Source organism: Nonomuraea jiangxiensis (assembly GCF_900099965.1).
Classification (GTDB): domain Bacteria; phylum Actinomycetota; class Actinomycetes; order Streptosporangiales; family Streptosporangiaceae; genus Nonomuraea; species Nonomuraea jiangxiensis.
Map to the genome: position 1 here is coordinate 51,709 of NZ_FNDJ01000012.1, position 26,434 is coordinate 78,142.

20 protein-coding genes are annotated in these 26,434 nt (G+C 72.1%); 6 read left to right on the forward strand and 14 right to left on the reverse strand.

Going from position 1 to position 26,434, the window contains the following annotated elements:
* The first annotated feature begins 82 nt into the window (after positions 1-82).
* Positions 83-1,456 (forward strand): hypothetical protein, encoded by a 1,374-nt coding sequence (locus tag BLS95_RS25680; RefSeq protein ID WP_245765277.1) that lies wholly within the window; start codon positions 83-85, stop codon positions 1,454-1,456.
* A gap of 52 nt (positions 1,457-1,508) precedes the next feature.
* Here the strand turns inward: BLS95_RS25680 and BLS95_RS25685 are convergent, their stop codons facing one another.
* Both BLS95_RS25685 and BLS95_RS25690 read right to left on the reverse strand, forming a co-directional pair.
* Positions 1,509-2,075, reverse strand: coding sequence for a dihydrofolate reductase family protein (locus BLS95_RS25685; protein ID WP_090936207.1), 567 nt, complete (start codon positions 2,073-2,075; stop codon positions 1,509-1,511).
* An 82-nt stretch (positions 2,076-2,157) separates the two neighbouring features.
* A complete protein-coding gene (locus BLS95_RS25690; protein WP_090936210.1) occupies positions 2,158-3,219 on the reverse strand; it encodes a questin oxidase family protein in 1,062 nt (353 codons plus the stop codon).
* 106 nt (positions 3,220-3,325) lie between these two features.
* Between BLS95_RS25690 and BLS95_RS25695 the strand changes: the two genes are divergently transcribed.
* A complete protein-coding gene (locus tag BLS95_RS25695; RefSeq protein WP_090936212.1) occupies positions 3,326-6,346 on the forward strand; it encodes an ATP-binding protein in 3,021 nt (1,006 codons plus the stop codon).
* 25 nt (positions 6,347-6,371) lie between these two features.
* Here the strand turns inward: BLS95_RS25695 and BLS95_RS25700 are convergent, their stop codons facing one another.
* The 10 genes from BLS95_RS25700 to BLS95_RS25745 all read right to left on the reverse strand — a co-directional run bounded on the left by BLS95_RS25700 (position 6,372) and on the right by BLS95_RS25745 (position 19,338).
* Positions 6,372-7,718 carry an acyltransferase family protein gene (locus tag BLS95_RS25700; protein WP_090936216.1) on the reverse strand — a complete coding sequence of 449 codons (1,347 nt, stop codon included), beginning with the start codon at positions 7,716-7,718 and terminating at the stop codon, positions 6,372-6,374.
* Between the two features lie 371 nt (positions 7,719-8,089).
* Positions 8,090-8,509, reverse strand: a complete 420-nt coding sequence (locus BLS95_RS25705) for a hypothetical protein (protein ID WP_090936219.1) — start codon at positions 8,507-8,509, stop codon at positions 8,090-8,092.
* A 216-nt stretch (positions 8,510-8,725) separates the two neighbouring features.
* Positions 8,726-9,259 carry a hypothetical protein gene (locus BLS95_RS25710; protein WP_090936222.1) on the reverse strand — a complete coding sequence of 178 codons (534 nt, stop codon included), beginning with the start codon at positions 9,257-9,259 and terminating at the stop codon, positions 8,726-8,728.
* Positions 9,256-9,924 carry a response regulator gene (locus tag BLS95_RS25715; RefSeq protein WP_090936225.1) on the reverse strand — a complete coding sequence of 223 codons (669 nt, stop codon included), beginning with the start codon at positions 9,922-9,924 and terminating at the stop codon, positions 9,256-9,258. The genes BLS95_RS25710 and BLS95_RS25715 overlap by 4 nt, the downstream gene beginning before the upstream one ends.
* Before the next feature lie 4 nt (positions 9,925-9,928).
* On the reverse strand, positions 9,929-12,466 hold the full coding sequence (locus BLS95_RS25720) for a sensor histidine kinase (protein WP_090936228.1): 2,538 nt from the start codon (positions 12,464-12,466) through the stop codon (positions 9,929-9,931).
* Positions 12,463-13,323, reverse strand: coding sequence for a potassium-transporting ATPase subunit C (locus BLS95_RS25725; RefSeq protein ID WP_090936231.1), 861 nt, complete (start codon positions 13,321-13,323; stop codon positions 12,463-12,465). Before BLS95_RS25725 ends, BLS95_RS25720 begins: the two co-directional genes overlap by 4 nt.
* On the reverse strand, positions 13,324-15,438 hold the full coding sequence (gene kdpB, locus BLS95_RS25730) for a potassium-transporting ATPase subunit KdpB (RefSeq protein ID WP_090936234.1): 2,115 nt from the start codon (positions 15,436-15,438) through the stop codon (positions 13,324-13,326). It abuts the gene before it with no gap.
* 1 nt (position 15,439) lies between these two features.
* Entirely contained in the window at positions 15,440-17,101 is a 1,662-nt protein-coding gene (kdpA, locus tag BLS95_RS25735) for a potassium-transporting ATPase subunit KdpA (protein ID WP_090936237.1), read from the reverse strand.
* Positions 17,101-17,190: a K(+)-transporting ATPase subunit F gene (kdpF, locus tag BLS95_RS25740; protein WP_090936240.1), complete on the reverse strand. Its 90-nt coding sequence runs from the start codon at positions 17,188-17,190 to the stop codon at positions 17,101-17,103. The genes kdpA and kdpF overlap by 1 nt, the downstream gene beginning before the upstream one ends.
* Positions 17,191-17,427: 237 nt before the next feature.
* Positions 17,428-19,338, reverse strand: a complete 1,911-nt coding sequence (locus tag BLS95_RS25745) for an APC family permease (RefSeq protein ID WP_090936243.1) — start codon at positions 19,336-19,338, stop codon at positions 17,428-17,430.
* A gap of 245 nt (positions 19,339-19,583) precedes the next feature.
* Between BLS95_RS25745 and BLS95_RS25750 the strand changes: the two genes are divergently transcribed.
* From BLS95_RS25750 to BLS95_RS25760, 3 genes are read left to right on the forward strand one after another with little or no spacing between them, the layout of a single operon-like run.
* Positions 19,584-20,093 carry a (2Fe-2S)-binding protein gene (locus tag BLS95_RS25750; RefSeq protein WP_090936246.1) on the forward strand — a complete coding sequence of 170 codons (510 nt, stop codon included), beginning with the start codon at positions 19,584-19,586 and terminating at the stop codon, positions 20,091-20,093.
* Positions 20,093-21,058: an FAD binding domain-containing protein gene (locus BLS95_RS25755; protein ID WP_090936249.1), complete on the forward strand. Its 966-nt coding sequence runs from the start codon at positions 20,093-20,095 to the stop codon at positions 21,056-21,058. The genes BLS95_RS25750 and BLS95_RS25755 overlap by 1 nt, the downstream gene beginning before the upstream one ends.
* A gap of 5 nt (positions 21,059-21,063) precedes the next feature.
* Positions 21,064-23,223: a xanthine dehydrogenase family protein molybdopterin-binding subunit gene (locus tag BLS95_RS25760; RefSeq protein ID WP_218135983.1), complete on the forward strand. Its 2,160-nt coding sequence runs from the start codon at positions 21,064-21,066 to the stop codon at positions 23,221-23,223.
* Here the strand turns inward: BLS95_RS25760 and BLS95_RS25765 are convergent.
* A complete protein-coding gene (locus BLS95_RS25765) occupies positions 23,201-25,081 on the reverse strand; it encodes a sensor histidine kinase (RefSeq protein ID WP_090936255.1) in 1,881 nt (626 codons plus the stop codon). The two genes, BLS95_RS25760 and BLS95_RS25765, sit on opposite strands and share 23 nt — an antisense overlap.
* A gap of 171 nt (positions 25,082-25,252) precedes the next feature.
* Here BLS95_RS25765 and BLS95_RS25770 point away from each other — a divergent pair, with 171 nt between their 5' ends.
* Positions 25,253-25,912 (forward strand): response regulator, encoded by a 660-nt coding sequence (locus BLS95_RS25770; RefSeq protein ID WP_090936258.1) that lies wholly within the window; start codon positions 25,253-25,255, stop codon positions 25,910-25,912.
* Positions 25,913-25,921: 9 nt separating this feature from the next.
* Here BLS95_RS25770 and BLS95_RS25775 read toward each other — a convergent pair whose 3' ends face one another.
* On the reverse strand, positions 25,922-26,311 hold the full coding sequence (locus BLS95_RS25775; RefSeq protein WP_218135984.1) for a response regulator transcription factor: 390 nt from the start codon (positions 26,309-26,311) through the stop codon (positions 25,922-25,924).
* Between the last annotated feature and the right edge of the window lie 123 nt (positions 26,312-26,434).

Here is a 26,434-nt window from a genome sequence, read left to right on the forward strand (position 1 = left end):
GTGACGCCGGGGTTAGGCGCCGGTCGCTGGACTGCTCTCACCACGGCCGGGATCCGCCCGGCCCCCGGACGGGAGCACCACCGTGGCAGTCCGTGAAAGCATCGCACCACCCGCCGTCCTCGCGGGACCGCGCCCGGCGGGTCACCGGCTGTTCGCCGCCGTACTCGTCCTGGCCGCCGCCCTGCGCGCGCTGGTCATGCTGGGTTACGACACCGCGACGGTCTACTGGTACGACTCCTTCACCTACCTGGACACCGCCGTCCACCTGCGCCCGCAGGGGGCCTTCCACCCGGCGGGCTACCCGGCCTTCCTGTGGCTGTTCCGGCCCTTCCAGAGCGTGGAACTGGTCGCAGGGGTGCAGCACGCGCTGGGCCTCGGCGTCGGCGTGCTGATCTACGTGTTGCTGCGCCGCCGCTCGCTGCCCGGCTGGGGGGCCACGCTGGCCGCGCTGCCGCCGCTGTTCGACCCCTCGTTGGTGCGGGTGGAACACGCGATCCTGTCGGACACGCAGATGATCTTCCTGGTGATGGCCGCCCTGCTGGCCCTCATGTGGCGCGAGGAGGTCTCGGTGCGGGCGGCGGCGGTAGCGGGGCTGCTGCTGGCGCTGGCGGGCCTCACCCGGACGACCGCCGTGCCGCTGGTCGGCCTGGCCGCGCTGTTCCTGCTGCTGCGCCGGACGCCGTGGCGGCCGGTCGTGGCCCTGGTGCTGGCGGGCGTGGTGCCGCTGCTCGGCTACGCCGGCTGGTACGCCCATCACCACGGCAGGTTCGCGCTCAGCGGCTCCGACGGCGTTGCCCTGTGGGCCCGTACCATGACGTTCGCCGACTGCTCGATCGTCCGGCCGCCGCCCGAGGAGGCCCGGCTCTGCCCGAACGGCACCGTCGTGGACGCCGCCTCCGAATACGTCTGGGCGCCCGGCTCCTCACTCAACCTGCTGCCCGGCGACCGCTTCTCCCACAACGACCTGGCCAGGTCCTTCGCGCTGCGGACCATCGCCGCCCAGCCGCTGGACTACCTGCGCGAGGTCGCCGCGAACACCGCGCTCGCCTTCACCTGGGAGCCGGTGCCGCATCCGGACCGGCTGCGGCCGACCTCCACCTTCCCGCGCGGGGCCTGGACGGTGCCGGCGGACCAGCCGCTCGTCGCCAAGGTCCGCGCCGAGTACGACCGGGACATCCGTGGCATGCGCTCCGTCGAGCCGTACGCGTCCGTGCTGGCCGCCTACCCCTATCCGTGGTTCCTGCACGGCACGCTGTTCGGGGTCCTGCTGCTGGTCGGCGGGGTGGGGGCGATCGGGCGGCGGCGGGCGGCGGCGCTGCCGTGGGCGTTCGCGGTGTTCCTGCTCGTGGCCCCGGTCGCGGTGCTCGACTTCGACCACCGTTACGTGCTGCCCGCCATTCCCGTCGCCTGCGTCGCGGCGGCGCTGGGCGCGTACCGGCCGCGGCGAGCCCGCTGACCGGCCCGTGCCGCCCCCGGGGCGGGCAGCGAGCGGGCGCCCGTCATCGGGTTCAGGCGCTCTTGGGCGCGTAGTGCAGAGCCGTGATCCCGCACTCGAACGCCCGCGCGCTGACGAGGCGCAGCCGCTGGTTCGCGCCGGTGTTCGGGAAGACGGGCATGCCGGTGCCGATCGCGACCGGGTTGACGAACAGGTGGAGCTCGTCGAGCAGGCCCCGGGCGATCAGGTTGGCGACGAACGTGCCGCCGCCGTACGCGATCATCTCGCCGCCCGGCTCGGCCTTGAGCTTGTTCACCGTCTCGGTCAGGTCGCCCCCGGCCACGGTGGCGTTGTCCCACGGCGACTCGGTGAGGGAGTTGGAGATCACGACCTTCGGCGTCTGGTTCATCCAGTCGATGGAGGACTGGTCCTCGCCCTCGGGCCCGGACGCCCAGGCCGGGATGAACCCCTCGGCCAGCTTGCGGCCCAGCACGATCAGGTCGACCTTCTTGGTGAGCGCGTCGATGTAGGTGCTGAGGTCGTCGGTCCACGGCGTCCCTCCCGCCCAGTCCATCTCGCCGTTCGGACCGGCCATGTAGCCGTCGGCGGTGACCTGGACCTGGAGCTTGAACGTACGCATGAAATTTCCCTTCGGGGTTCTGCCCTCGCGTTGTGTTGGTTCTACTGTGCCGGGCGGGGCTTACGATCCTCTTCAACCGGTCTTAAGGTCGCGCCTCGATGAGCGCGCCGGCGCGGAGAGAGGCGGCCAGCGCCCCCGGATGACCGGTACGGGTGTAGACCTCGGCGGCGGTGTCGGTGAACTTGATGACGTGCTCGTCCGCGTGGGCGACGGCCCGTTCCAGCACGTCGGCGACGCCGTCGGAGGCGGCCGGCGGAGTGGGCAGCGCCTCGGCCGGCGCGGCCAGCGGCGGCGCGTAGGCGGAGAAGATGGCGGCCGTGGTGGTCCAGATCGCGGTCAGGCTCGGCGCCCACAGCTCGTACGGCAGCGCGGGCAGCGTGTGCAGCACCGCGTTCGGCGCCGTCGCGGTGTGCACCAGCAGGACGGGCGAGCCGTGCCCGTGGGTGAGGTAGCGCAGCGTGGCCGCGGCCACCAGATCCTCCAGCCTGGTACGGATCTCCTGCGGGGTGGCGGCGGCCCGCAGCCCGGTCACCGTCGTGTCCCAGCCGGGCAGCCCGGGCAGCTGGCCGAGCCGGTTGGCCACGTTGCCCTGCTGCTCGGGCACGCGGGGCAGGGCGTCCATCGCCGCGTGCGGGTCGAGCCGGCCGCCGGGGTCGCCCACGATGGGCACGCCCCGCGACCTGGCGGCCCAGAAGGCCAGGCCGTGCGCGAGCTCGTCCAGCGTGGCCGGGTTCTCGGCGCCGGCCAGGAGCGCGCGCACCACGTGGCCGACCCTGATCACGCCGTGCGTGGTGCCGGCCAGCACGCCCGGCAGCAGGCGTTCCCACCAGGTGGCCAGCACCTGCCGCCATGGCCGCTCGGCCAGCTGCCGGGTGAAGAAGGCGGTCCAGTCGCCGATCCGCCGGCCGTCGCCGAGCGCCTCGGCCCAGTCCGCCTCGCCGATCTCGCCGGTACGGCCCGGGAGGTCGTCCAGCCGGGCCACGTACCGGTCCACCCAGCGGTCCACCCGATCGGCGTGGCCCCGGCGGACCAGCACCTCGACCGCCATCGGGCCGTGGTTGGTCAGCTGGTCCTCGCCCCATTCGGGTCCTGTGCGGTGGAAGCGTTCGTAGGCCACGTTCAGCACTCCGCCGGCCACGGTCATCACCCCGTTCTTGTCGTTCGGCGGTGATCATTATGGGTACGGCCCGCCGTCCGGGACATGCGTGCCGGCCACTCATGCACCACTCAAAGTCCACCTATAATGAGATATGCAGGTGAGTCCGGAGTCGGTATCGCCGCGCGAGGCCGAGGTCCTGGCCCTGCTCGCCGCGCACCTGTCGAACGCCCAGATCGCGGGCCGCCTGCACATCTCCGTCCGTACGGTCGAGAACCACGTGGCCGCACTCCTGCGCAAGCACGGCGTCGCCGATCGGCGGGCGCTGGCCGCCATCGCGGGGCGGGAGATTCCGGCGCATCCGGCCGGGGTGACCGGCGCCCCCACCTGGCGCACCGGATTCACCGGGCGAGCACACGAACGCGACGCCATACTGGCCCTGTTGCGCCCCGGGACGCTGGTCACCCTGGCGGGGCCCGGCGGGGTCGGCAAGACCCGGCTGGCCGCCGTCGTGGCCGAGGCCGCCACGGCGGACTTCCCGGGCGGCGGGGCGTTCGTGGACCTCGTACCGGTGCGGGAGGGCCAGGTCGCCGGGGCGGTGGCCAGGGCACTCGACGTGAACGAGACCCCCGGCCAGTCACTGGAGGACGCCGTGACGACCGCGCTCGGCGTCAGCGGCGCCGAGCAGGGGCACGGTCGGCCCGTACGTCTACAGCCCGGACGAGCGGAGGGCGACTCCCGCCGGCTGCTGATCCTGGACAACTGCGAGCACCTGCTCGACGATGCCGCGGCCCTGGCCGACCTGGTGTTGTCCCGGTGCCCGGACGTCACGGTCCTGGCCACCAGCCGCGAGCGGCTCGGCGTGCCGGGTGAGCGTGTGGTGCCGATCTCGCCGCTGCCGCTGGCCTCCGACGCGGAAGCGCTGTTCGCGGACCGGGCCGCCGCGGGCGACCCCGGCTTCGTGGCCGACCCGGCGACGGTGGCCGAGATCTGCGCCCGGCTGGACGGCATGCCGCTCGCCATCGAGCTGGCCGCGGCCCGCTGCGCCTCGCTGGGGGCCGCGGGGCTGCTGGCCGCGCTGGACGACACGCTGCGGCTGCTGGCGGGCAGCCGCCACCCGGACGAGCGGCATCGCTCCCTGCGAGCGGTGATCGGCTGGAGCCATGACCTGCTCGCCGACGACGAACGGACCCTCTTCCCCCGGCTGGCCGTCTTCGCCGGCGCCTTCGACCTCGACGCCGCCTGCCACATCGCCCCCTTCGCCACCCGGAGCGCGGTCGCCGACGTGCTGGGCAGGCTGGTGGACAAGAGCCTGGTGGTCCGCGGGCATGAAGAGGGCTCCTGGCGGCTCCTCGAAACGGTCCGCGCGTACGCCCTGGACCGGCTGACCACCGCCGGCGACCTGGCCGATGTCCGCGACCTGCACCTGTGCTGGGCGGCCGACACGGCACACGCGCTGGCCGAGCAACTGCACGGGCCAGCCGAGTGGTCCGACGGGCGGGCAGACGGGCGGCGACTGCCCGGCTCCGGGCAGCCTGACGAGCGACAGCCCGACTCCGGGCAGCCTGGCAAGCGACAGCCCGACTCCGGGCGGCCCGGCGAGCGACAGCCCGACTCCGGGCGGCCTGGCGAGCGACGACCGCCTGACGCCGGGCAGCCGGACGGGCGGCGACCGCCCGGCGCTGGGCCGACGGACGGGCGGAAGCGGTTCGATGCCGTGTGCGGCGATCTGCGGGCGGCGCTGCGCAACGCTCCGCCGGGGCCCGGGGTGCTGCCGCACCGGCTCGCCCGCTCCCTCGGCCACCTCGCCTACGACCGCCGGCTGGTCAGCGAGTCCCTGGAGCACTTCAAGGAGGCGGCCCGGCGTGCCCCCACCGCCTCGGCCGCCGCCGCGGACCTGCGTACCGCCGCCCAGGTCGTCTACGCGGTGGGCCTCGCCCGTGGGGCGTTCGACCTGCTCCTGGAGTCCGCGGACCGCGCGGCGGACGCGGACGACCACGGCGCCAGGGTGATCGCGCTCGCCCAGGCCGTGGTCACGGCCTGCCGGTTCACCTCGGGCTTCGCCGACCCGATCCCCCGCTCCCGGTTGCGCACCCTCCTGACCCAGGCGGCCACGATCGCCGATCCCGCGCCGCACGCGGCTCCGGCCGGGCAGCCGGACGGTGGGAGGAGCATCGACGGGGCCGTGGTGGGTGCTCATGTGGCTGCCGCGAGTACCTGGTGTCCGGGTCCGTCATGGGACTCGCCCGATCCGGTGCTCGCCGAAGCGGCCGTGGCGGCGGCACGGGTGACCGGCGACCCGGTGCTCATCAGTGCCGCGCTGGACGCGACCGGTACGCAGGCGATCCGGGCGGGCCGGTTCCGGCAGGCGTACCGCATCGCGCGGGAGCGGCTGGCGCTGGTGGAGGAGATGGACCGGCGTCACCCGGCCTCCGCGGCGGAGATCCTCGACTCCTTCCACAACGCCTGGCTCTGCGCGTTCGCCGCCGGTGACCTGCTCGCGGCGCTGTCCACGGCCGAGCTGATCGCCGGGGACGAGCTGCTGGGCGCCCATCCGTACCGGTCGGCGGGCAAGCTGATCCCGCCGCTGGTGCTGCTCGGGCGCTTCGACGAGGCGTTGGAGCTGGCCCAGCCCATGTGGCAGGCGTGGCGGCGCTCCGGCACGCCGATCGCCGCCTGGCTCTCCCCCGCCGCCTCGGCCGTCGCGCTCGCCCACGGCCTGCGCGGCGACCACCCCGCGTACCGGCTCTGGCAGGCCCGCGCCGAACAGGCCCTGGGTCCCGGCAACCCCGCCCCGGCCGCCGACTCCATGGTCTTCGCCGCGTTCGTGGCCGCTCGCGTCGCCGTACACACCGGTGAGGACGTGGCGGCTCCGGTCACCCGGGCCTTCGCCGGCTCCGCCACCGGGTGGCCCGCCGCCTACGCCCGTGCCGCCGGGGCCGAGCTGGCCGTGCTGAGCGGCCTGCCCGACGCGGACCGGCGGCTGGCGGCCGCGGCTGAGACGGCCGGCGAGAACGACTGGGCCGCCGCGTGCCTGGCCCGTGCCCGGGGCCACCGGTACGGCGACGCCGCCGCGTATCGGGAGTCGCTGCGGGCCTGGACCCGCATCGACGCGCGGTTCGAGCGAGAGCACACCTCGGACCTCCTCGTCACCGGCCCACGATGCCCCGCATGACACCACACCACCTGCCCGGCGACGTTCACAGCCTGGCCCGGGTAGGGGCTGCCCGCTCTCCGCTGGGTCCGCTCCGGGCGAACCGCAGGGCGGCGGCTCCGGCGAAGTAGGCTGCCAGCGCCGCCGTGGGCAGACCGGCCGGGCCGTGGTGACCGGGGCCGGCCGAGGCGATGCCGAACAGCCCGGCCACCACCGCGGCCATGCCGGCGGCCGTGAGCGGGCCCGCGCCGCGTCCCGGCTCGCGGTACGGGCGGACGCGCTGCTCGATGGGCCCGAACAGCATGACCAGCAGCCCGAGGAACACCCCCAGGACCGCCAGCCAGGGCAGCCGCAGCAGCAACCACGGCACCGACCCCGGCGCGGGCTGCGGGAACACCCCCGTCACGTACAGCGCCAGGACGCCGAACACGACGGCGGTCATGTGCCACAGGAACACCGTCATGATCACTGAGTTGACCGCGACCACCACCGTCCACGGGCCCACGTCGCGCAACCACCGGTTGACCCGGTCATGCAGCAGCAGCACGAACCCGGTCTGGGCCGTGGCCAGCGCCAGTAGCGCCAGGGTGGGCGGCGAGGTGTTCTGGCCCACCATGCTGACCGGGTACGGCCCCCACACGGTGAGCCCCACCAGCACGGCCAGCCCGCCGAGCGCCAGCGGCGCCGCCACCGCCGGCCGGGACGGCAGGCGCCCGTCCCGCCAGGCGAAGCCGAGCTGGTGGATCGCCAGCCAGGCGAACAGGTAGTTGCCCTCTCCTCCGTGCGGGACCTGCCACACCAGCCCCGCCAGGTCGCCCGCGCCGACCAGGACGAGCAACGCGAGGGGCACGGCCAGCCCGAACCGCTGATGGAGCGCGTACGTCACGGGAGTCAGGACGACCACCGCCAGGTACGCCACCAGGAACCACAGCGGGATCCCGGCCACCCAGGTGGCCAGGCCGACCAGCGTGGGATCGACCCCCGCCGCCCCGGCCGCCAGAGCCGCCACGGTGAGCACGATCAGCAGCATGGTGGTGGGCCGCACCAGCCGTTCGGTACGGCGCAGCGTCCAGCCGGTGACGGTCCCGCCCCGGCGCCGGTGGGAGGCGAGCGAGGCCGCGTTGGCGAAGCCGCCCACCAGGAAGAAGATCGGCATGACCTGGAACAGCCAGGTCAGCGGGCGGGTCCACGGCACAAGGTCCAGGACGCTGCCGCCGCGGAACCCGCCGTCGTAGGCGACCTGGACGATCAGCCAGTGTCCGGTCACCACGGCGGTGATCGCCATCGCGCGCAGCAGGTCGACATGGCGGTCCCGGCGTGCGGGAGTCCGCTCGGCCTTACGCCGCAGCCCCCGCGCCACCCGCCGGAAGGCCGCCAGGGCGTCCGGGTTCATCCGCGCTCCGGCCGCACCAGCGGCCCGGGGTTCGTGCGCCCAGCCGCCCGGGAGCCGGGGGCCTTGCTGGGCTCCCCCGCCGCCCGGGGTCCGGGGGCCTTGCTGAGCTCCCCCGCCGCCCGGAGTTCGGGGGCCTTGCTGAGCTCACCCGCCGTCCGGGGTTCGTAGGCATTCTTAGGCTCCCCCGCCACTCGGGGTTCGGGGGCTTTGCTGAGCTCCCCCGCCGCCCGGAGTTCGGGGGCTTTGCCGAGCTCACCCGCCGTCCGGGGCCCATGCGCGGGCGGGCCGCCCGGCCTTCCGTACTCGACCATGCCGGACCCCCGTACTCGACCATGTGGGGGTCCTACCCCGGCCCGCCTGCGGAAAGCCCCTCACCGGCGTGGGACAGGCCGGGTGTGCAGGAGCCGCAGGAGGATGGGAACCGGGTGGCGGCCCGCCCGCGACCGGGCGGGCGGCCAAGGGCGTCTGCGGCGACGAACGCGGAGCGCGGCCCAGGCGCAGCCTGTCAGCGCCGAGGCCGCGAACACGCCCAGCCTGAACAGGTCGCCGGTCCCGAACGACAGCTCCCCCTTCGCGTGCACGAGGAACCCCGTCGCGAAGCACCAGGCCATCACGCCCGCCGCCAGAGCGGGGAGACAGCGCCGCGCCCAGACCCCGAACAGGCCGACGGCCGCCACCATCAGGGCGACACGAGCCGTGGTCTCGATGAAGACGAGCGCGGCCGTGACGCAGGCGCCGATCGCGCAGGCGAAACCCACCGGAAGCAGCACCTCCGCACGATGCACGGACATCGGCCCTCCCTTCCCACCAGCCATACGCCTCACCGAACACCGCCGCAACGCCCAGGACGCCGATTTTCACGAGATCCATGCGCATTGACCACGACCGCCGCCGTCCTCTTGACGCGGCAAACGCTTACCGCCGTCGCCGCCCGCTCCCGCACGCTTCCGCCCACTCCCGCACGCTCCCGCACGCTCCCGCACGCGGCCCAGATCCGGGGCGACCGATCAGCCGGGGTACCGGTGGTCGCGCCACTCCCGATCCCATCGCGCGACCGCCCGGCGGGCGGTCCACCACGCGTACAGCGCCGGAACCGCCAGCCAGGTCAGCGTCCCGGCCGGGAGCGCGGCGAGCAGGAAGCCGAACACGACCTCCACCGCCCCGACCGGCCGCGACGCGGGCCGTCCCAGGTCGTCGAGCCAAATCCGCACGGCCGTGTCCGACACGCGCTCCAGCGGACGGCGCGCCCAGCCGCTGCGCCGCCCGCCGTCCCAGGTGACGCGGGCCACGACGGCCCTCTCGTCCATGACCTGGGCGACGACCTGGTGGTGCGTGGCGGCGTAGGAGCCGCGCTCGGCGCGCAGGGCGACCACCGCCGCCGCCCCGGCCGGCAGCGCGACGCACAGGGCGACGAGCAGCGCGGCCCGCGCGACGACAGGCCGGGCGAAAGGCCGGGCGACGGATCGGGCGGCGGATCGGGCCCCGGATCGGGCGGCGGGCCGGGCGGCGCGGTGGAACGGGTCCCACCTGCGGAGGGTCATGGTTTGAACCGGTATCCCATGCCGGGCTCGGTGATCAGGTGGGCGGGGTGGGCCGGGTCGCGTTCGAGTTTGCGGCGGATCTGGGCCATGTACTGGCGCAGGTAGTGGGTCTCCTTGACGAACTTGGCGCCCCACACCTCGGTGAGGATCTGCCGCTGGCTGATCAGCTTGCCCGGATGGCGCAGCAGCAACTCCAGGATGTGCCACTCCGTCGGGGTCAGCCGTACGTCGCCGGAGACCGACTTGCTGGTGAGGTCGATGACGTGGTCGCCGAGCTCGATCCGGGCCAGCTCGGCCTCCTGGATGGAGGCGCGCCGGGTCACCGCCCGTACCCGGGCCAGCAGCTCGTCGATCCCGAACGGCTTGGTGACGTAGTCGTCGGCCCCGGCGTCCAGCGCCTCGATCTTGTCCTGGTTGCCGGCCCGGCCGGACAGGACGATGATCGGGATGGCGGTCCAGCCGCGCAGGCCGTGGATGACGTCCACCCCGTCCAGGTCGGGCAGCCCCAGGTCGAGGATGACCAGGTCCGGCGAGTTGTCGACGGCCACCCTGAGCGCCGAGGCGCCGTCGGCGGCGACGGCCACCTCGTAGTGGCGGGCGGCCAGGTTGATCCGCAGGGCGCGGAGGATCTGGGGTTCGTCGTCGACGACGAGGATGCGGGTCACGGCGTCACCGCCGGGCCGCGATGGGCAATGTGAGTCTCATGGTGAGACCTCCCCCTGGTGTCTCTTCGGGTAGCAACGTGCCTCCCATCGCCTCGGTCAGGCCGCGGGACAGAGCCAGCCCGAGCCCGACGCCGGAGTGGTTGTCGCGGTCGCCGAGCCGCTGGAACGGCTGGAAGACCCGGTCGTGGTGCTCGGGCGGGATGCCCGGCCCGCGGTCCATCACGCGGATCTCCACGTTCTCGCCGTACCAGCTCGCGGTGATCAGCACCGGCTGGTCCGGCGGGCTGTAGCGGACCGCGTTGGACATGAGGTTGACCAGCACCCGTTCCAGCAGGGCCGGGTCGGCGAGGATCTCCGGCAGTTCGATGGAGATGTCGCCCTCGACGCGGTCGCGCAGCGGGCCCAGGTCGTCGATGGCGCGCGGCACGATCTCCTCCAGGGCCAGCGGTTCCGGGGCCGCGCCGAGCACGCCGGCCTGCAGGCGGCTCATGTCGAGCAGGTTCGCCACCAGCCGGCCCAGCTTGTCCAGCGATTCCTTCGCGGTGGCCAGCAGTTCGGCGCGATCGTGGTCGCTCCACGCGACGTCGGTGTTGCCCAGGCTCTCGACCGCGGCCTTGGCCGAGGCGAGCGGGGTGCGCAGGTCGTGGCTGACGGCGGCGAGCAGCGCGGTGCGCATCTTGTCGGCCTCTGCCAGCGGGCGGGCCTGCTCGGCCGCCTCCTGAAGGCGTTCCTGGCGCAGCGCGACGGCGGTCTCGGCGGCGAACGCCTCCAGCACCGTACGGTCGGCGGCGTCCAGCGGCCCGCCCTGGGCGGCCAGGATCATGTCGTCGTCGATGACCACGTCCGTGTCGGACTGCCCGGGGCAGGTGGACGGCGCGCCGCCGGAGGTCGCCACGATCCGCCAGGCGTCGGGATCCGACTGGTCGTCGGGGGTGCGGGCGGCCTCGGACCGTCGCTCCAGCAGGGTGACGGAGGTCAGGCCGAAGGTCTCGCGGGTACGTTCCAGCAGCGACGGCACGGCGGCCTGGCCACGCAGCACGTGCCCGGCCAGCGTGGACAGCAGCTCGGCGTCGGCGCTGGCGCGGGCGGCCTCACGAGTGCGGCGGGCGGCGATGTCCACGATCGTGGAGACCGCGGCGGCCACCACCACGAACACCAGCAGCGCGAACAGGTTCTCCGGGTCGTTGATGGTGAACTCGCCGATCGGCGGCGTGAAGTAGTAGTTGAGCAGCAGCGACCCGCCGACAGCCGCGGTGATGGCCGGCCACATGCCCCCCGCCAGCGCGACCCCGACGGTCAGCGTGAGGAAGAACAGGATCTCGCTGGGCAGCGACACCACGTCCCGGAACGGGACCAGCGCCGCCGTCAGCAGCGGCATCCCCGCCACCGCCATCACCCAGCCGCTCAGCCGCCGCTTGCGGGTCAACGCGGCCCGGGTGAGAGCGGGGCGGCGCCGCCCCTTCTTGGCCTCGTCGTGGGTGATCATGTGGACGTCGATGGAGCCCGACCGGGAGGTGGTCTCCACCCCCACGCCCCGCGAGAAGAGTTGCGCGAACCGGCCGCGCCGGGAGGCGCCGAGGACGAGCTGGGTGGCGTTGACCCCGCGGGCGAAGTCCAGCAGGGCACGCGGGACGTCGTCGCCGACGACCTGGTGGTAGGTGCCGCCCATGCTCTCGACCAGGGTGCGCTGGCGGGCCAGGCTGGCCGGGTCGGCCCCGGCCAGCCCGTCGGCGCTGGTGACGTGGACGGCCAGCAGGTCGGCGCCCTTGGTCCGGGCGGCGATGCGGGCGGCCCTGCGTACCAGGGTGTCGCCTTCCGGGCCGCCGGTCAGGGCGACCACCACCCGTTCGCGGGCCTCCCAGGTGGTGGCGATGCCGTGCTCGGCGCGGTAGTGGTCGAGCTGGTCGTCCACCTTGCCCGCCACCCACAGCAGCGCCAGCTCGCGCAGCGCGGTGAGGTTGCCGATCCGGAAGTAGTTCGACAGCGCGGCGTCGACCTTCTCCGGCGCGTAGACGTTGCCGTGCGCCATGCGGCGGCGCAGCGCGTCCGGTGACATGTCGACCAGCTCGACCTGGTGGGCCCGCCGCACCACCTCGTCCGGTACGGTCTCCCGCTGCGGCACGCCGGTGATCTCCTGGACCACGTCGTTGACCGACTCCAGGTGCTGGATGTTGACCGTCGAGACGACGTCGATCCCGGCGTCCAGGATCTCGTCGATGTCCTGCCAGCGCTTGACGTGCTTCGAGCCCGGCACGTTGGTGTGGGCCAGCTCGTCGATCAGCGCCACCTTGGGCTCACGGGCGATCACCGCCGCGGTGTCCAGTTCGGCGAAGGTGGCGCCCCGGTGCGTCACCGTCTTCCGCGGGATCACCTCCATGCCCTCCAGGAGGGCTGTGGTGCGGGGGCGGCCGTGTGTCTCGACGAGCCCCACGACCACGTCCCGGCCGCGCTCGCACGCCCTGCGGCCCTCGCTCAGCATCGCGTACGTCTTGCCGACCCCGGGGGCCGCCCCGAGGTAGACCCGCAGGCGGCCTCGTCTCATGACCGGTCGAGCGCCAGGTTGAGTTCGAGCACGTTGACCGCGGGCTCGCCCATGAAGCCCAGGGCCCGGCCGGTGGTGTGCTCGCCGATCAGCGCCTTCACCTGGTCGACGGAGATCCCGCGTTCCTTCGCCACCCGAGGCGCCTGGAGGTCGGCGTAGGCCACGGTTATGTGCGGGTCGAGGCCGGAGCCGCTGGCCGTCACCGCGTCCGCCGGCACGGCGGGCGTTCCGGCCGTGCCCCTGATCGGGACCGTACGACCAGCCGCGTAGTCCTCACCCGGCTTGCCGCATTCCACCTTCCTGCCCTGGTACTCGGCGATGAAGGGGGTGGCGGGGCAGGCCTGGTTGACGCTCACGGCGCGGCCGGGGAAGACCTTCAGCACCGCGCCCACCCCGTCCGAGGTGCAGTACGGGCGGGCGCCGCTGACGCCCTCCAGCTCGCCGACGGCCTTGGACCGGGCGCAGACCTGGGTGAGCAGCGACTGCTTGCCCTCGTCCGGGTTGCCCTCCTCGTCCTTGGCCCCCGGCACCGGCAGCATGTCCACGACGTCCTCCGGGCCCAGGTTACTGGCCGACGTGGAGGTCGGGTCGTAGCCGTCCCCGGCCGCGGACGGCCGGGACTGGAAGTATTTCCCGATCGGGTTGCCGTCGACGTCGGTGAAGGACTGGCCGATGATCGAGCTGCCCACGTCCTTGCCACCGGCCTGGATGATGGAGCCGTTGGCGTTGCCGTTGAACAGGGCCTGCGCCACGCCGGTCGTGACCAGCGGGTAGATGAGGCCGAGCAGCACGGTCAGCACCACGACCGCCCTGAGCGCGGCGACGTGCTGGCGGATCCAGCTAGGCATTCTGTCCATTTATGACATCCCCGGAAGGAACTGAATCAGCAGGTCGATGAGTTTGATGCCGATGAACGGGACGATGATCCCGCCCAGGCCGTACAGGTAGAGGTTGCGGGAGAGCAGCTTGGAGGCGCTGGAGGGCCGGTAACGAACCCCGCGCAGCGCCAGCGGGATCAGCGCCACGATGACGACCGCGTTGAAGATCACCGCCGACAGGACGGCGGACTGCGGGCTGGTCAGGCGCATGACGTTGAGGGCGTCCAGGCCCGGGTAGACCGCCGCGAACATCGCCGGGATGATCGCGAAATACTTGGCGATGTCGTTGGCGATGGAGAACGTGGTCAGCGCGCCCCGGGTGATGAGCAGTTGCTTGCCGATCTCGACGATCTCGATGAGCTTGGTGGGGTTGGAGTCGAGGTCGACCATGTTCCCGGCCTCCTTGGCGGCCGAGGTGCCGGTGTTCATGGCCACGCCGACGTCGGACTGGGCCAGGGCGGGGGCGTCGTTGGTGCCGTCGCCGGTCATGGCGACCAGCCGGCCGCCTTCCTGTTCCTTCCTGATCAGGGCGAGCTTGTCCTCGGGGGTGGCCTCGGCCAGGAAGTCGTCCACTCCGGCCTCGTCGGCGATGGCCTTGGCGGTCAGCGGGTTGTCACCGGTGATCATGACGGTGCGGATGCCCATCCGGCGCATCTCGTCGAACCGTTCCCGCATGCCGGCCTTGACCACGTCCTTGAGGTGGATGACGCCGAGCACCCGGCCCTGCTCGGCCACGACGAGGGGCGTGCCGCCGGAGGCGGAGATGCCGTCCACGAGGTGACCGACCTCGTCGGTGGGGTGGCCGCCGGCGTCGCGCACCCATTTCATGACGGCGGTGGCGGCGCCCTTGCGTACCTGGCGGCCGTCGAGGTTCACCCCGGACATGCGGGTCTGCGCGGTGAACGCCACCCACTCTGCGCCGTGGATCTCGCGCTCGCGCAACCCGTAGCGTTCCTTGGCGAACACCACGATCGAGCGGCCCTCGGGGGTCTCGTCGGCCAGGCTGGACAGCTGGGCGGCCTCGGCGAGCTGCTGCTCGCTGACACCGGCCACGGGTACGAACTCGCTGGCCTGCCGGTTGCCGAGGGTGATGGTGCCGGTCTTGTCCAGCAGCAGCGTGGACACGTCACCGGCGGCCTCCACCGCCCGGCCGCTCATGGCCAGGACGTTGCGCTGCACGAGGCGGTCCATGCCGGCGATGCCGATGGCCGACAGCAACGCGCCGATGGTCGTCGGGATCAGACACACGATCAGCGAGACCAGCACGATACCGGTGACGCCGTCGCCGGTGAGGGCGATGGAGTCGGCCACGCCGGGGTTGACCAGCTTGGAGTAGATGGCCAGCGGCTGCATGGTGACCGTGGCGACCAGGAAGATGATCGTCAGCGCGGCGAGCAGGATGTTGAGGGCGATCTCGTTGGGGGTCTTCTGCCGGTTGGCGCCCTCGACCAGCGCGATCATGCGGTCGATGAAGCTTTCACCCGGCTTCTGGGTGATCTGGACGATGATCCGGTCGGACAGGACCCTGGTTCCGCCGGTCACGGCGGACCGGTCGCCGCCGGACTCGCGGATGACCGGGGCGGACTCGCCAGTGATGGCCGACTCGTCCACCGACGCGATGCCCTCCACCACATCGCCGTCACCCGGGACGACCTCCCCGGCCTCGACGATCACGAAGTCGCCCTGCTGGAGCTCGGCCGCGCCGACGACGTCCCAGTCGGCGGCGGCGCGGCTCTTCAGGCGGCGGGCGGTGGTGTCGCGCTTGGCCGCCCGCAGCGTGGCGGCCTGCGCCTTGCCCCGGCCCTCGGCGACCGCCTCGGCCAGGTTCGCGAACACCACGGTCAGCCACAGCCACACCACGATGGCCCAGGCGAAGAACGAGGGATCCAGGACGGCCAGCACGGTGGTGAACACCGCGCCGACTTCCACGATGAACATGACGGGGTTGCGCCACAGGGTCACCGGATTGAGCTTCTTCAGCGCGTCCGGGAGCGAACTGATCAGCTGTTTGGGGTCGAGCAGGCCGCCGCTGACCCGGCCGTTCTTCTTGGGCGCGGGTGCCTGGCTCGGCGCCTCGAGCACAGAGGTTGACATTTCAGGACAGTCCTTCTGCGATGGGGCCGAGCGCGAGCGCCGGGAGGAAGGTCAGTGCGACCAGAATGATCGTCACGCCGACGACCATGGCGACGAACTGCGGCCGGTGCGTCGGCAGCGTGCCGATCGATTCGGGCACCGGCGCCTGCCTGGCCAGCGATCCGGCCAGGGCCAGTACCAGGATGATCGGCAGGAACCGGCCGAAGACCATGCACAACCCGGTCGCCACGTCGTACCAGGGGCTGTTGACCGTCAGGCCCGCGAACGCCGAGCCGTTGTTGTTGGAGGCGCTGGTGAAGGCGTACAGGATCTCGGACAGGCCGTGCGCCCCGCCGTTGAGCATGCTCGCCCGCTGCTCGGCCGAGCCCATCGCGAACGCGGTGCCGACCAGGACCAGGATCGGGGTGACCAGGAAGTAGGACGACGCGAGCTTGATCTCCCGGGGGCCGATCTTCTTGCCCAGGTATTCGGGGGTGCGGCCGACCATCAGCCCGGCCACGAACACCGTGATCACGGCCAGGATGAGCATGCCGTACAGGCCCGCGCCGACGCCGCCGGGGGCGACCTCGCCGAGCATCATGTTGAACATCGTCATCAGGCCGCCGAACGGCGTGTAGGAGTCGTGGAAGGAGTTCACGGCTCCGGTGCTGGTGAGCGTGGTGGCCGCGCCGAAGGTGGCGGAGTTCGAGACGCCGAACCTGACCTCCTTGCCCTCCATGGCCGCCCCGACCGCCTGGGAGACGGTGGCGTTGCCGCCCAGCTCGAACGCGTTGGTCAGCAGCACGCTGGCCAGCGCGATGATGCCCATCACCGCGACGATCGCGTAGCCCTGCCGGACCTGGCCGACCATCCGGCCGAAGGTGCGCGGCAGCGCGAACGGGATCACCAGGATCAGGAAGATCTCCAGCCAGTTGGTCCAGGCGGTGGCGTTCTCGAACGGGTGGGCGGAGTTGGCGTTGTAGAAACCGCCGCCGTTGGTGCCCAGCTCCTTGATCGCCTCCTGGGAGGCGACCGGGCCACCGGTGATCGTCTGGGTGCCGCCGGTCAAGGTGGTGATCTGGTGCCCGCTAGAGAAGTTCTGGATCACCCCGCCCGCCACCAGCACGAGCGCCCCGACGAACGCGATCGGCAGCAGGATGCGGACCGAACCGCGAACCAGGTCCACCCAGAAGTTGCCCAGCGTCCCGGACCTGCGCCGGGCGAACCCGCGTACCAGCGCGATCGCCACCGCCATACCCACGGCCGCCGAGACGAAGTTCTGCACCGCCAGCGCGGCCATCTGGGTCAGGTGGCCCATGGTGGACTCACCGGAATAGGCCTGCCAGTTGGTGTTGGTGACGAAGCTGATCGCGGTGTTCCACGCGACGTGGTCGGTCACCGGCGGGCGCCCCAGGCTCAGCGGCAGCTTGTCCTGCAACCGCTGGATTCCGTACACGACCAGGATGGACAGCACCGAGAACGCCAGCAGGCTCCGCGCGTAGACGCCCCAGCTCTGCTCGGTGTCGGCCCGGACGCCGAGCAGGCGGTAGACGACCCGCTCGACGACGTTGTGCCGGGTGGTCGTGTAGACGCGGTACATGTAGTCGCCGAGCGGCTTGTGCACCAGGACCATGGCGAGGATCAGGGACGCGATGAAGAGCATCCCCGCAGCGGTGGCGTTCATCAGAACCGCTCCGGGAACAGCAGCGCCGCGACCATGAAAATCACTAAGGCCACCGCGATCACGAGGCCGGTGGCGTTGATCGCGCTCATGAGCGCTCCACCGCCTTCACCACAAGCCCGAAGACCGCGAAGATCGCGATCGTCAGGGCGACGAAGATGACGTCAGCCATCCCCACTCCTCAAAGCTTCGGAACGCATTGCCGGCCGCCCGGTCGAGCGGCACCAGACAAGCAAAGCCCCGAATTGACCCAGATTTTCCGTTCTTGACGGGTTACCTACGTTTGAGGAGGGATTCTTGATGACATCCGTACACCGTCCTCACGCCCGTCAGCCGACGTGGACGCGGGGCCTGCGTTCCGGGTCCGGCTCGGCCTGACGCAGCACCTCTCGGCTCAGCGGCGGCACGTCGCCGCCACCGAAGACCAGATACCGCAGCATCGCCACGACGGGGTTGCCCTCGGCCCAGTGGAAGTAGATGTGCGGCACGGAGCCGGTCCGGTCGCGCAGGTAGAGCAGGAGGGCGGCCAGCGAGTTCGGCACGGCCGAGCTCTCGATGGCGAGGATCCGGTGGCCGAACCGTTCCTCCCCCTTGACGTGCAGCTCCGTCTCGAACTCGGAGGCGTCCGGCACCGACACCTCCACGAACAGGACCGGCTCCGCCGTGCGCAGCCGGTGATTGATCCACTGTTCGCGCAGCTTGTCGGTGTACTCGGCCTGGTCCCGCGCGTTCGGCTCGTTGGCGATCAGGTGGATGTCGCCGCACGCCTCGTTGACGAACCGCTCGGCCAGCGGGTCGAGGCGTACCTCGGTGACCCGCAGCTCGGTGGAGCGGGTGGCGCGGGAGATCAGCGAGGTGATGACGATCGCCGCGATGAAGAACGACGCGATCTTCACGCCGTCCGGCCGCTCGATCACGTTGTCCACCAGCGTGTACGCCAGCACGGCCGTGATCAGAGCGAACCCGGCGGTGGCCCCGTGCCGGCGTTTCCTCCTGGCCGACAGGGTCACGGCGACGGCGGCGGAGAGCATGAGCACGAGGACCCCGGTGGCGTACGCGCCGCCCTGGGCGTCCACGTCGGCGTCGAAGATGACCGTGATGGCGAACGCGATGGCCGAGAACACCAGCACCAGCGGCCGCACCGCGCCGGTCCACTCCGGCGCCATGCCGTAGCGGGGCAGGTAGCGCGGCACCAGGTTGATCAGCCCGGCCATCGCCGAGGCCCCGGCGAACCAGAGGATGGCGATCGTCGAGACGTCGTACGCGGTGCCGAACCAGTCCCCCAGATACTGGTGCGCGAGATACGCCAGCGCCCGCCCGCTCGCGCTGCCGCCCTCCTCGAACTCCCGCTGCGGGATCAGCACGGTGGTGGCGAAGCTGGACAGGACCAGGAAGCCGCTCATGATGAGGGCGGCGGTGGTGAGCAGCCGCCGCGTGCCCCTGATCCGCCCCTGGATGTCGCCCTTGACCACCGGCATCACCGCGACGCCCGTCTCGAACCCGGACATGCCCAGCGCCAGCTTCGGCATGACCAGCAGCGACAGGCCGATCATGGCCGGCGGGCCGCTGAAGTTCAGGCTCAGCGCGCGCTGCCAGTCCACGACCAGCTGCGGCGCGCCGACGACGTGCACGACGGCGGTCGCCACCACGACCGCGTTCATGCCCAGGTAGACCAGGACCAGCAGGACGGCGATGCCGATCGCCTCGGTGAAACCCATCAGGAACACGCCGCCGAGCAGCGCGAGCAGCACCAGCGTGACCAGGACCCGCTGCCCGTCCAGGAAGTCGGGCACGAACGGGTTCTCCAGGATGTGCGCGGTCGCGTCCGCCGCCGACAACGTCATCGTGATCACGAAGTCGGTGGCCGCGAAGCCGAGCAGGGCCAGCACGAACAGCTTGCCCCACCACTGCGGCGCCAGCTTCTCCAGCATCGCGATCGAGCCCTGCCCGTACGGGCTCTCCGCGGCCACCTGACGGTAGACCGGCAGCGCGCCCAGCAGCGTGAGCCCCACCAGGAACAGCGTGGCCAGCGGCGAGAGGAACCCGGCGGCCACGGCGGCGATGCCGGGCTGGTAGCCGAGGGTGGAGAAGTAGTCCACCCCGGTCAGGCACATCACCCGCCACCACGGGTGCTTCACGTGGGGACCGTGCTCTATCTGCTCGCGGTCGGTCTGCAGCCCCTGCAGCAGCCAGGAACGCAACGTCCCCGCAGTGGCGGCCGGCCGTTTCGCCAGCACCATTCGGTCACCCCAAATCGCACAAATCCGTCAAATTAGCATAAAGACGCATTGCACCTTACTGAGGGTCTGGGGGTGTTTGGCCTGGTTAGGGCGTCAAGAAGGCGTATGGAGGCGTATCGGGACAACCGGCGCCACCGGGCGTCGAGGGCTTCACCGCGGCCCGTTCGCGGATGCGAGCGGGATCACCGAATCATCCGATGTCTTGACTTGACCCGCGCCACCGGGAAACCCTACGGTTCGGCCATATGGAACACGGTGATCCCTCCCTGCGGAGCTCCTCGGAATCGGCCGCGAACCGGCTGGTCGAGGTGACCTGCACGGTGAACGGAACGGCCCGGAGCCTGCGCGTTGACCCGCGGGCGACACTGCTCGACACCCTGCGCGAACGGCTGGAGCTGACCGGCACGAAGAAGGGCTGCGACCGCGGCCAGTGCGGGGCCTGCACGGTGCACGTGGACGGCAGGCGGGTGCTGTCGTGCCTGACCATGGTCGCCACGCTGGACGGCCGGGAGGTCACCACGATCGAGGGCCTGGCCGAGGGCGACCGGCTGCACCCGGTGCAGAGGGCGTTCATCGACCAGGACGGGTTCCAGTGCGGCTTCTGCACGTCGGGGCAGATCATGTCGGCGGTGGCCCTGCTGCGCGAGGGGCACGCGAGCACGGACGGGGAGATCCGCGAGGCCATGTCGGGCAACATCTGCCGCTGCGGCGCCTACCCGAACATCGTCGAGGCCGTGAAGCAGGCGAGGTCCTGATGCGCGCCTTCGACTTCGCCGTCCCCCACGACATCGACGACGCCCTCGGCCTGGCCCGGGACGAGTCGGCCTTCCTGGCCGGCGGCACCACGCTGGTCGACCTGATGAAGCTCGAAGTGGTCTCCCCCGAGCAGGTCATCGACATCAACCGCCTGCCGCTGCACGGGATCCGGCCGGAGCCGGACGGCCTGCGGGTCGGCGCCCTGGAGCGGATGGAGGACGTCGCCCGCCACCCCGCCGTGGCCGGCCCGTACCCGGTCATCGCGCAGGCGCTGCTCGCCAGCGCCTCACCGCAGCTGCGCAACATGGCCAGCATCGGCGGCAACCTGCTGCAGCGCACCCGCTGCGGTTACTTCCGCGACGTGGCCACGCCCTGCAACAAGCGCTCGCCCGGCACCGGCTGCCCGGCGCAGCACGGCGACAACCGGGGCCACGCCATCCTGGGCACGAGCGCGTCATGCGCCGCCACGCACCCCAGCGACCTCGCGGTGGCGCTGGTCGCGCTCGAAGCGTCCGTACGGCTGCGCGGCGCCGACGGCGAGCGCACGATGCCGCTGGCGGACTTCTACCTCCCGCCCGGCGACACCCCGCACGTGGAGAACCGGCTGCGGCCCGGCGAACTGATCACCGAGGTGATCGTGCCGCCCCTGCCGTGGGCCGGGCGGTCCCGCTACGTCAAGGTCCGCGACCGCCAGTCGTACGAGTTCGCGCTGGCCTCGGCCGCCGTCGCGGTCGACCTCCACGACGGCGAGGTACGCGACGCCCGGGTCGCGGTCGGCGGCGTCGGGACCGTGCCCTGGCGGCTGCCCGCCGTCGAGGACGCCCTGCGCGCGGGCCGGAGCCACGAGGAGGCGGCCGCGCTCGCCGCGGCGGGCGCCCGCCCGCTGGCCGGCAACGCATTCAAGGTGACACTCGTACAGCGCGCCATCCTGCGCGCCCTGACGGAACTGGCGGGCCCGCGATGAGGTCGGTGAACAGGGAAGACGGGCCGGTCAAGGTCACCGGCGCGGCACGCTACGCGGCCGACCACCACCCGGAGGGGCTCGCCTACGGCTATCTGATCACCAGTACGGTCGCCCGCGGCACCATCCTCGGCATGGACACCGCCCCGGCGGAGCGGGCACCGGGGGTGATCGCGGTCTACACCCCGTTCAACCCGCTCCGGCTCCACCCCTACACCCAGGCGGACACCGCCGAGCTCCTCCCGCCGCTGCAGGACGACCGCGTATGCTACTACGGCCAGGTCATCGGGCTGGTCGTGGCGGAGACGTTCGAGCAGGCCAGGGACGCCGCGGCGCTGGTGACCACCCGCTACGACGCCGAACGCCCCCGCGCCTCCTTCACCGCCGGCCTGCCGAACGCCACCCCGCCGTCCGGCGGCACGCCCGAGACGGACGTGCTGGCCCCGGGCGTCACCTCCATCGACGAGGCGCTGGCGGCGAGCGACGTCTCCATCACCGAGACCTACACCACCCCGGCCGAGACCCACGTCGCGATGGAACCCCACGCCACCGTGGCGTCCTGGACCGGTGACCGGCTGACGGTCCACACCGCGAGCCAGGGGGTGCGGCTCCCCGTGGAGCGGCTGACGGAGTCACTCGGCATCGACGCCGCGCAGATCCACGTCATCAACCCCTACGTCGGCGGCGGATTCGGCAACAAGTGGGGCACCTGGGCGCACACTCCGCTGACCGCGGCGGCGGCCCGCGCCCTCGGCCGCCCGGTCAAGACCGTCCTCACCCGCGAGCAGGTGTTCACCGTGATCGGGCACCGGCCGATCACCAGTCAGACCGTCTCACTCGGCGCCGCCGCGGACGGCACGCTCGTCGCCGTCAAGAACGACGGCATCTCCAGCAAGTCCGCCGCGAACGACTTCTACGAGTCGGTCGCCGACCTCTCCCTGGCCCTGTACGGCTCGGCCAACCTGCACGTGAGCAGGAAGGTCGTCACGATGGACGTCCCGGCCACGACCATCATGCGCGCGCCCGCCGAGTCCAACGGCTCCTTCGCGCTGGAGAGCGCCATGGACGAGCTGGCCGACGCGCTCGGCATGGACCCGCTCGACCTTCGCCTGAAGAACGACACCCCCTCCCACCCGGTCAGCGGGCTTCCCTGGTCGAGCAAGCATCTGGAGGAGTGCTACCGGGTGGGCGCCGAGCGGTTCGGCTGGTCGCGTCGGAGCCCCAGGCCCGGCACGGTCACCGACGGCGACTGGCTGGTCGGCCTGGGCATGGCGACCGCGACCTTCGGCGCCTCGCGCGGCGAGGCCTCGATCGAGGTACGGCTGCGCGACGACGGCCGGGCGGTGGTGTCGGGCGCCGCGGCCGACCTCGGCACCGGCCAGTCCACCGTGTTCGCCATCCTCGCGGCCGAGGTCCTGGGCATCCCGGTGGACCGGGTCACGCCCGTGCTCGGCGACTCGGCCACGCCGCCGGCGGCCAAGGCGGGCGGCTCCGGCTCGACCTCCGCCAACGGGCCCGCCGTCCGCCTGGCCGCCGAGGCCGCCAAGGAGGCGGTGGTCAAGCTGGCGGCCGAGCACGAGAAGTCTCCGTTCAGGGGCGAGGCGGTCACGTACGCGGACGGGGAGGTCAGGGGCGGCGGGGACGCGATGCCGTTCGGCGAGTTGCTGGCCCTGCTGGGGGTGCCCGAGGTCGAGGTCACCGCGACCTCGCCCCGCCATCCCCGGCGCGAGCACGCGTTCAGGTCGTTCGGCGCGCACTTCTGCGAGGTGCGGGTCAACCGGTGGACCGGGGAGCCGCGCGTCGCGCGGTGGCTGTGCGTGGTGGACGCCGGCACGATCGTCAACGTCAAGACGGCCCGCAGCCAGATCGCCGGCGGCGTCGTCATGGGGATCGGCCAGGCGCTGCTGGAGGACCTGCGGATCGAGCCGGACACGGGCCGGTTCGGGAACGCCACGATGGCCGACTACCTGGTCCCCGTCAACACCGACATTCCCCCGATCGACGTGGAGTTCCTGAACTATCCCGACACCGTGCTGAGTGATCTCGGTGCCCGCGGCATCGGCGAGCTCAGCATCGTCGGCGCGGCGGGCGCCGTGGCGAACGCGGTCCACAACGCCACCGGCAGGCGCGTCCGCGATCTCCCCATCACCCTGGACAAGCTTTTGTGACCCGGGGCCCGTCCGATGAGTCGCGCGGGAGCCTCACCAGCAGCGTCGTGCCGCCGCCCGCCGGACTGGAGATGTCGAGCGTGCCGCCGAGCGCCGCGACCCGGTCGGCGAGGCCGAGGAGTCCCGTCCCGCGGCTCGGATCGGCGCCGCCCACCCCGTCGTCGCGGATGGACAGCCGCATCGCCGCCCTCTCCTCCGTGACGGAGACGCAGGCGAAGGTGGCGCGCGCGTGTTTGGCGATGTTGGTCAGCGCCTCGGACACGATGTAATAGGCGGTCTCCTCGACCCGCTCGGCCGGCCGCCGGCCGACGTGCAGGTCGAGCTCGACCGGCAGGGGTGAGCGACGGGCCAGCGTCTTCAGCGCGGGCTCCAGGCCGCCGCTGGACAGGATGGCCGGATGCAGCCCGCGGGAGACCTCCTGGAGCTCCTCGACCACGCCCTTGACGGTCCGCAGGGCACGCGCCAGCTGCTCCTTGGACTCCGTGCACTCAAGCGGCAGCCCCACCTCGGCGGCGCGCAGTTCGAGCCCGAGGGAGATCAGGCGCTGCTGGGTGCCGTCGTGCAGGTTGCGCTCGATGCGGCGGCGGGTGTCGTCGGCGGTCGCCAGGACCCTGGCGCGGGACTCGGCGAGCTGCGCACGCGCCTGGGCGTTCCCGATCGCCGTGGCGAGCAGCTCCGTGAACTCCTGCATCCGCTTCTCCACGCCCTCGGGCAGCATCTCGGGGGTGGAGGAGACGGCGATCATGACGCCCCACATCCGCCCTTCGACGATGATGGGACAGCCGACGGCGCAGGCCACGCCCCGCTTGCGGGCCCATTCGGCGATCTCGCCGGAGACGGAGCCGTATCCGGTCATCCGGGCGGGCTGCCCGGTCTCCCACACCAGCGCGGCCACGCTCGGCTCGTCGACCGGCCACCGCGACCCCACAGGCATGCGGAACGCGGCCCCCCGCGCGCTCCAGGTGCCGACATAGAGCATCGTGAGGTCCGGGTCATAGCGCACGATCGCGGTGGTCTCCACCTTCAGGATGCGGCCCATCTCGCTCGCGACCGCGCTGAACAGCTCGGACGGAGAAACGCCGCGGGCCACCAGGGTGGCCACCCGCCGCAGGGCGGCCTGCTCCTCGACGATGTGCCGCAGCTCGTCACGGCTGCGATCCAACGCCCGCGAGATGGCCGCGCGGTCGCCGGCGGCCCGCAGGAGGGCCACGAGGGAGGGCCGCAGCCGCGCTATCGAGGGTCCCAGCTCAGGCTCGGCCTCCGCGGGGACGATCAGCGTCCCGAACCGCGACGCGCCCTCCTGGATCGGCACGGCCACGCAGCCCCCGGGGGCGGTCACCTCGCCGAGCTCGATCGTGACGTCCGCCGGGCCCAGCGACTCGCTCAGCAGGCGTGAGGCGGCCGACAGAGCCGGGCGCAGATCCTTCGCGCCCAGCACGAGCCGGGTCATCCGGGCGGAAAGGTCGGCGGCGCGACGGCGATCGTCGATCTCGGTGATCAGCGGGCGCACCATCGCCGCGAGCAGGCACACCATGAGCGCCACGACGACGAACACGCTCAGCTCCAGCCACTCCCTGGGGCTGAAGAGGTTGAAGGACATCAGAGGGGCAATATAGAAGTAGGAGAAGGCGATGCCGCTGGCGACGACGGTCGCCATGCCCAGCCACGGGCCCCACACCAGCGAGACCAGGAGAATGCCGGGGACGTAGACCTCCCCCTGCGCGCGCGCCGGCGTCAGCTCCACCAGCGCCCCGACCAGCAGGGTCTCCGCTGCGACGCACAGCAGGCCGACCGCGACCCCCAGCGCGAACGGCGGACGTCTCGCGCGAAGCAGCGACGGCAGCAACCCCTCGCTCATATCAGGTAACTATACGCTCATATTCGCAGGTAGAAGCCTGGGTAGCAGCTTGGGTGGCGGCTCCGCCGGAAGCTCCGGCGGCAGTGCCGGGCGGCACCGGTGACATTCCGAGCCTGCCCGGCGCGCCGGAACCCCGGCGCGGGCCTCGGAACGATCGACGCAGGACGGGACATGACCGGAAGCCGGACACGGGTGGCGCTGGCGGACGACGACGTCCTGCTCCGGGAGGGGCTCGCCTCCCTGCTCGAACATGCCGGATTCGACGTCGTCGGCCAGGCGGGCAACGTGCCGGAGCTGCTCCGGGTGGTCCGCGACCAGAACCCTGATCTGGCCATCATCGACATCCGGATGCCCCCGACCAACACGACCGAGGGCCTCGACGCGGCCCGCGAGATCCGCGCCGGGTGGCCGGACCTGGGGATCCTGCTGCTGTCGGCGTACGTCGAGGCCGAACGGGCGATGGAGCTGCTGGCCACCGGCCGCCGGGTGGGCTACCTGCTGAAGAACCGGGTGATCGACGTGGCGGACTTCGTGGGCGCGGTCCGGCACCTCGCGGAGGGCGGGACGGTCGTCGATCCCAGCCTGGTCCAGGAGCTCATCGCCGCCCGCCGCCGGGACGACCCACTGGAGCAGCTCACGCCGCGGGAGCGGGAGGTGCTCGCCCTGATGGCGGAGGGGCGCTCGAACGCCGGCATCGCCCACCAGCTCTGGATCACCGAGGGCACGGTGGAGAAGCACGTCCGCAGCATCATGACCAGGATGCGGCTGCCCGAGACCGAGGACGTCCACCGCCGCATCCTCGCGGTGCTGACCTTCCTCGACTCCCGCTGACCACGCCCGTCAACAGTGATCATGTGCGGCCCTGCCGAGGATCTCGTGGATCGCCGCCGCGGACAGATCGGACTTCGACAGGAACCCGACAGAGGGGCACTGCGCGAGTACGTCGGTGAGATCCCTTTCCGGGTACGTCGAGATGAGGATGACCCGCGCCCCCCCGCCCCCGTCCCCGTTGCCGCCGCCGGCCAGCCGCCTGGCCAGGTCCAGCCCGTTCTCCTCTCCGAGCTGGACGTCGACCAGGGTCACGTCGGGGCGGCACTCCTCGAAGCGCGCCAGCGCCTCGGAGCAGGTCGAAGGAATGCCGACGACGGTGATCCCCTCCCGCTCCAGGAGCCACCGGGCGGCCCGGAGGAAGTGATCATTATCATCGACGATGAGACAGCGCAGAACCACACATCCAGGATCTCAACCACGGTTACGCCGTCACATTGACGCTAGCTGCAATCTGCGTGGCCCGACTGCCTGCCATCCCAAGATGGGTGCTGGCAGCGAAGACATCGCAGGCCCGGGGCGCGA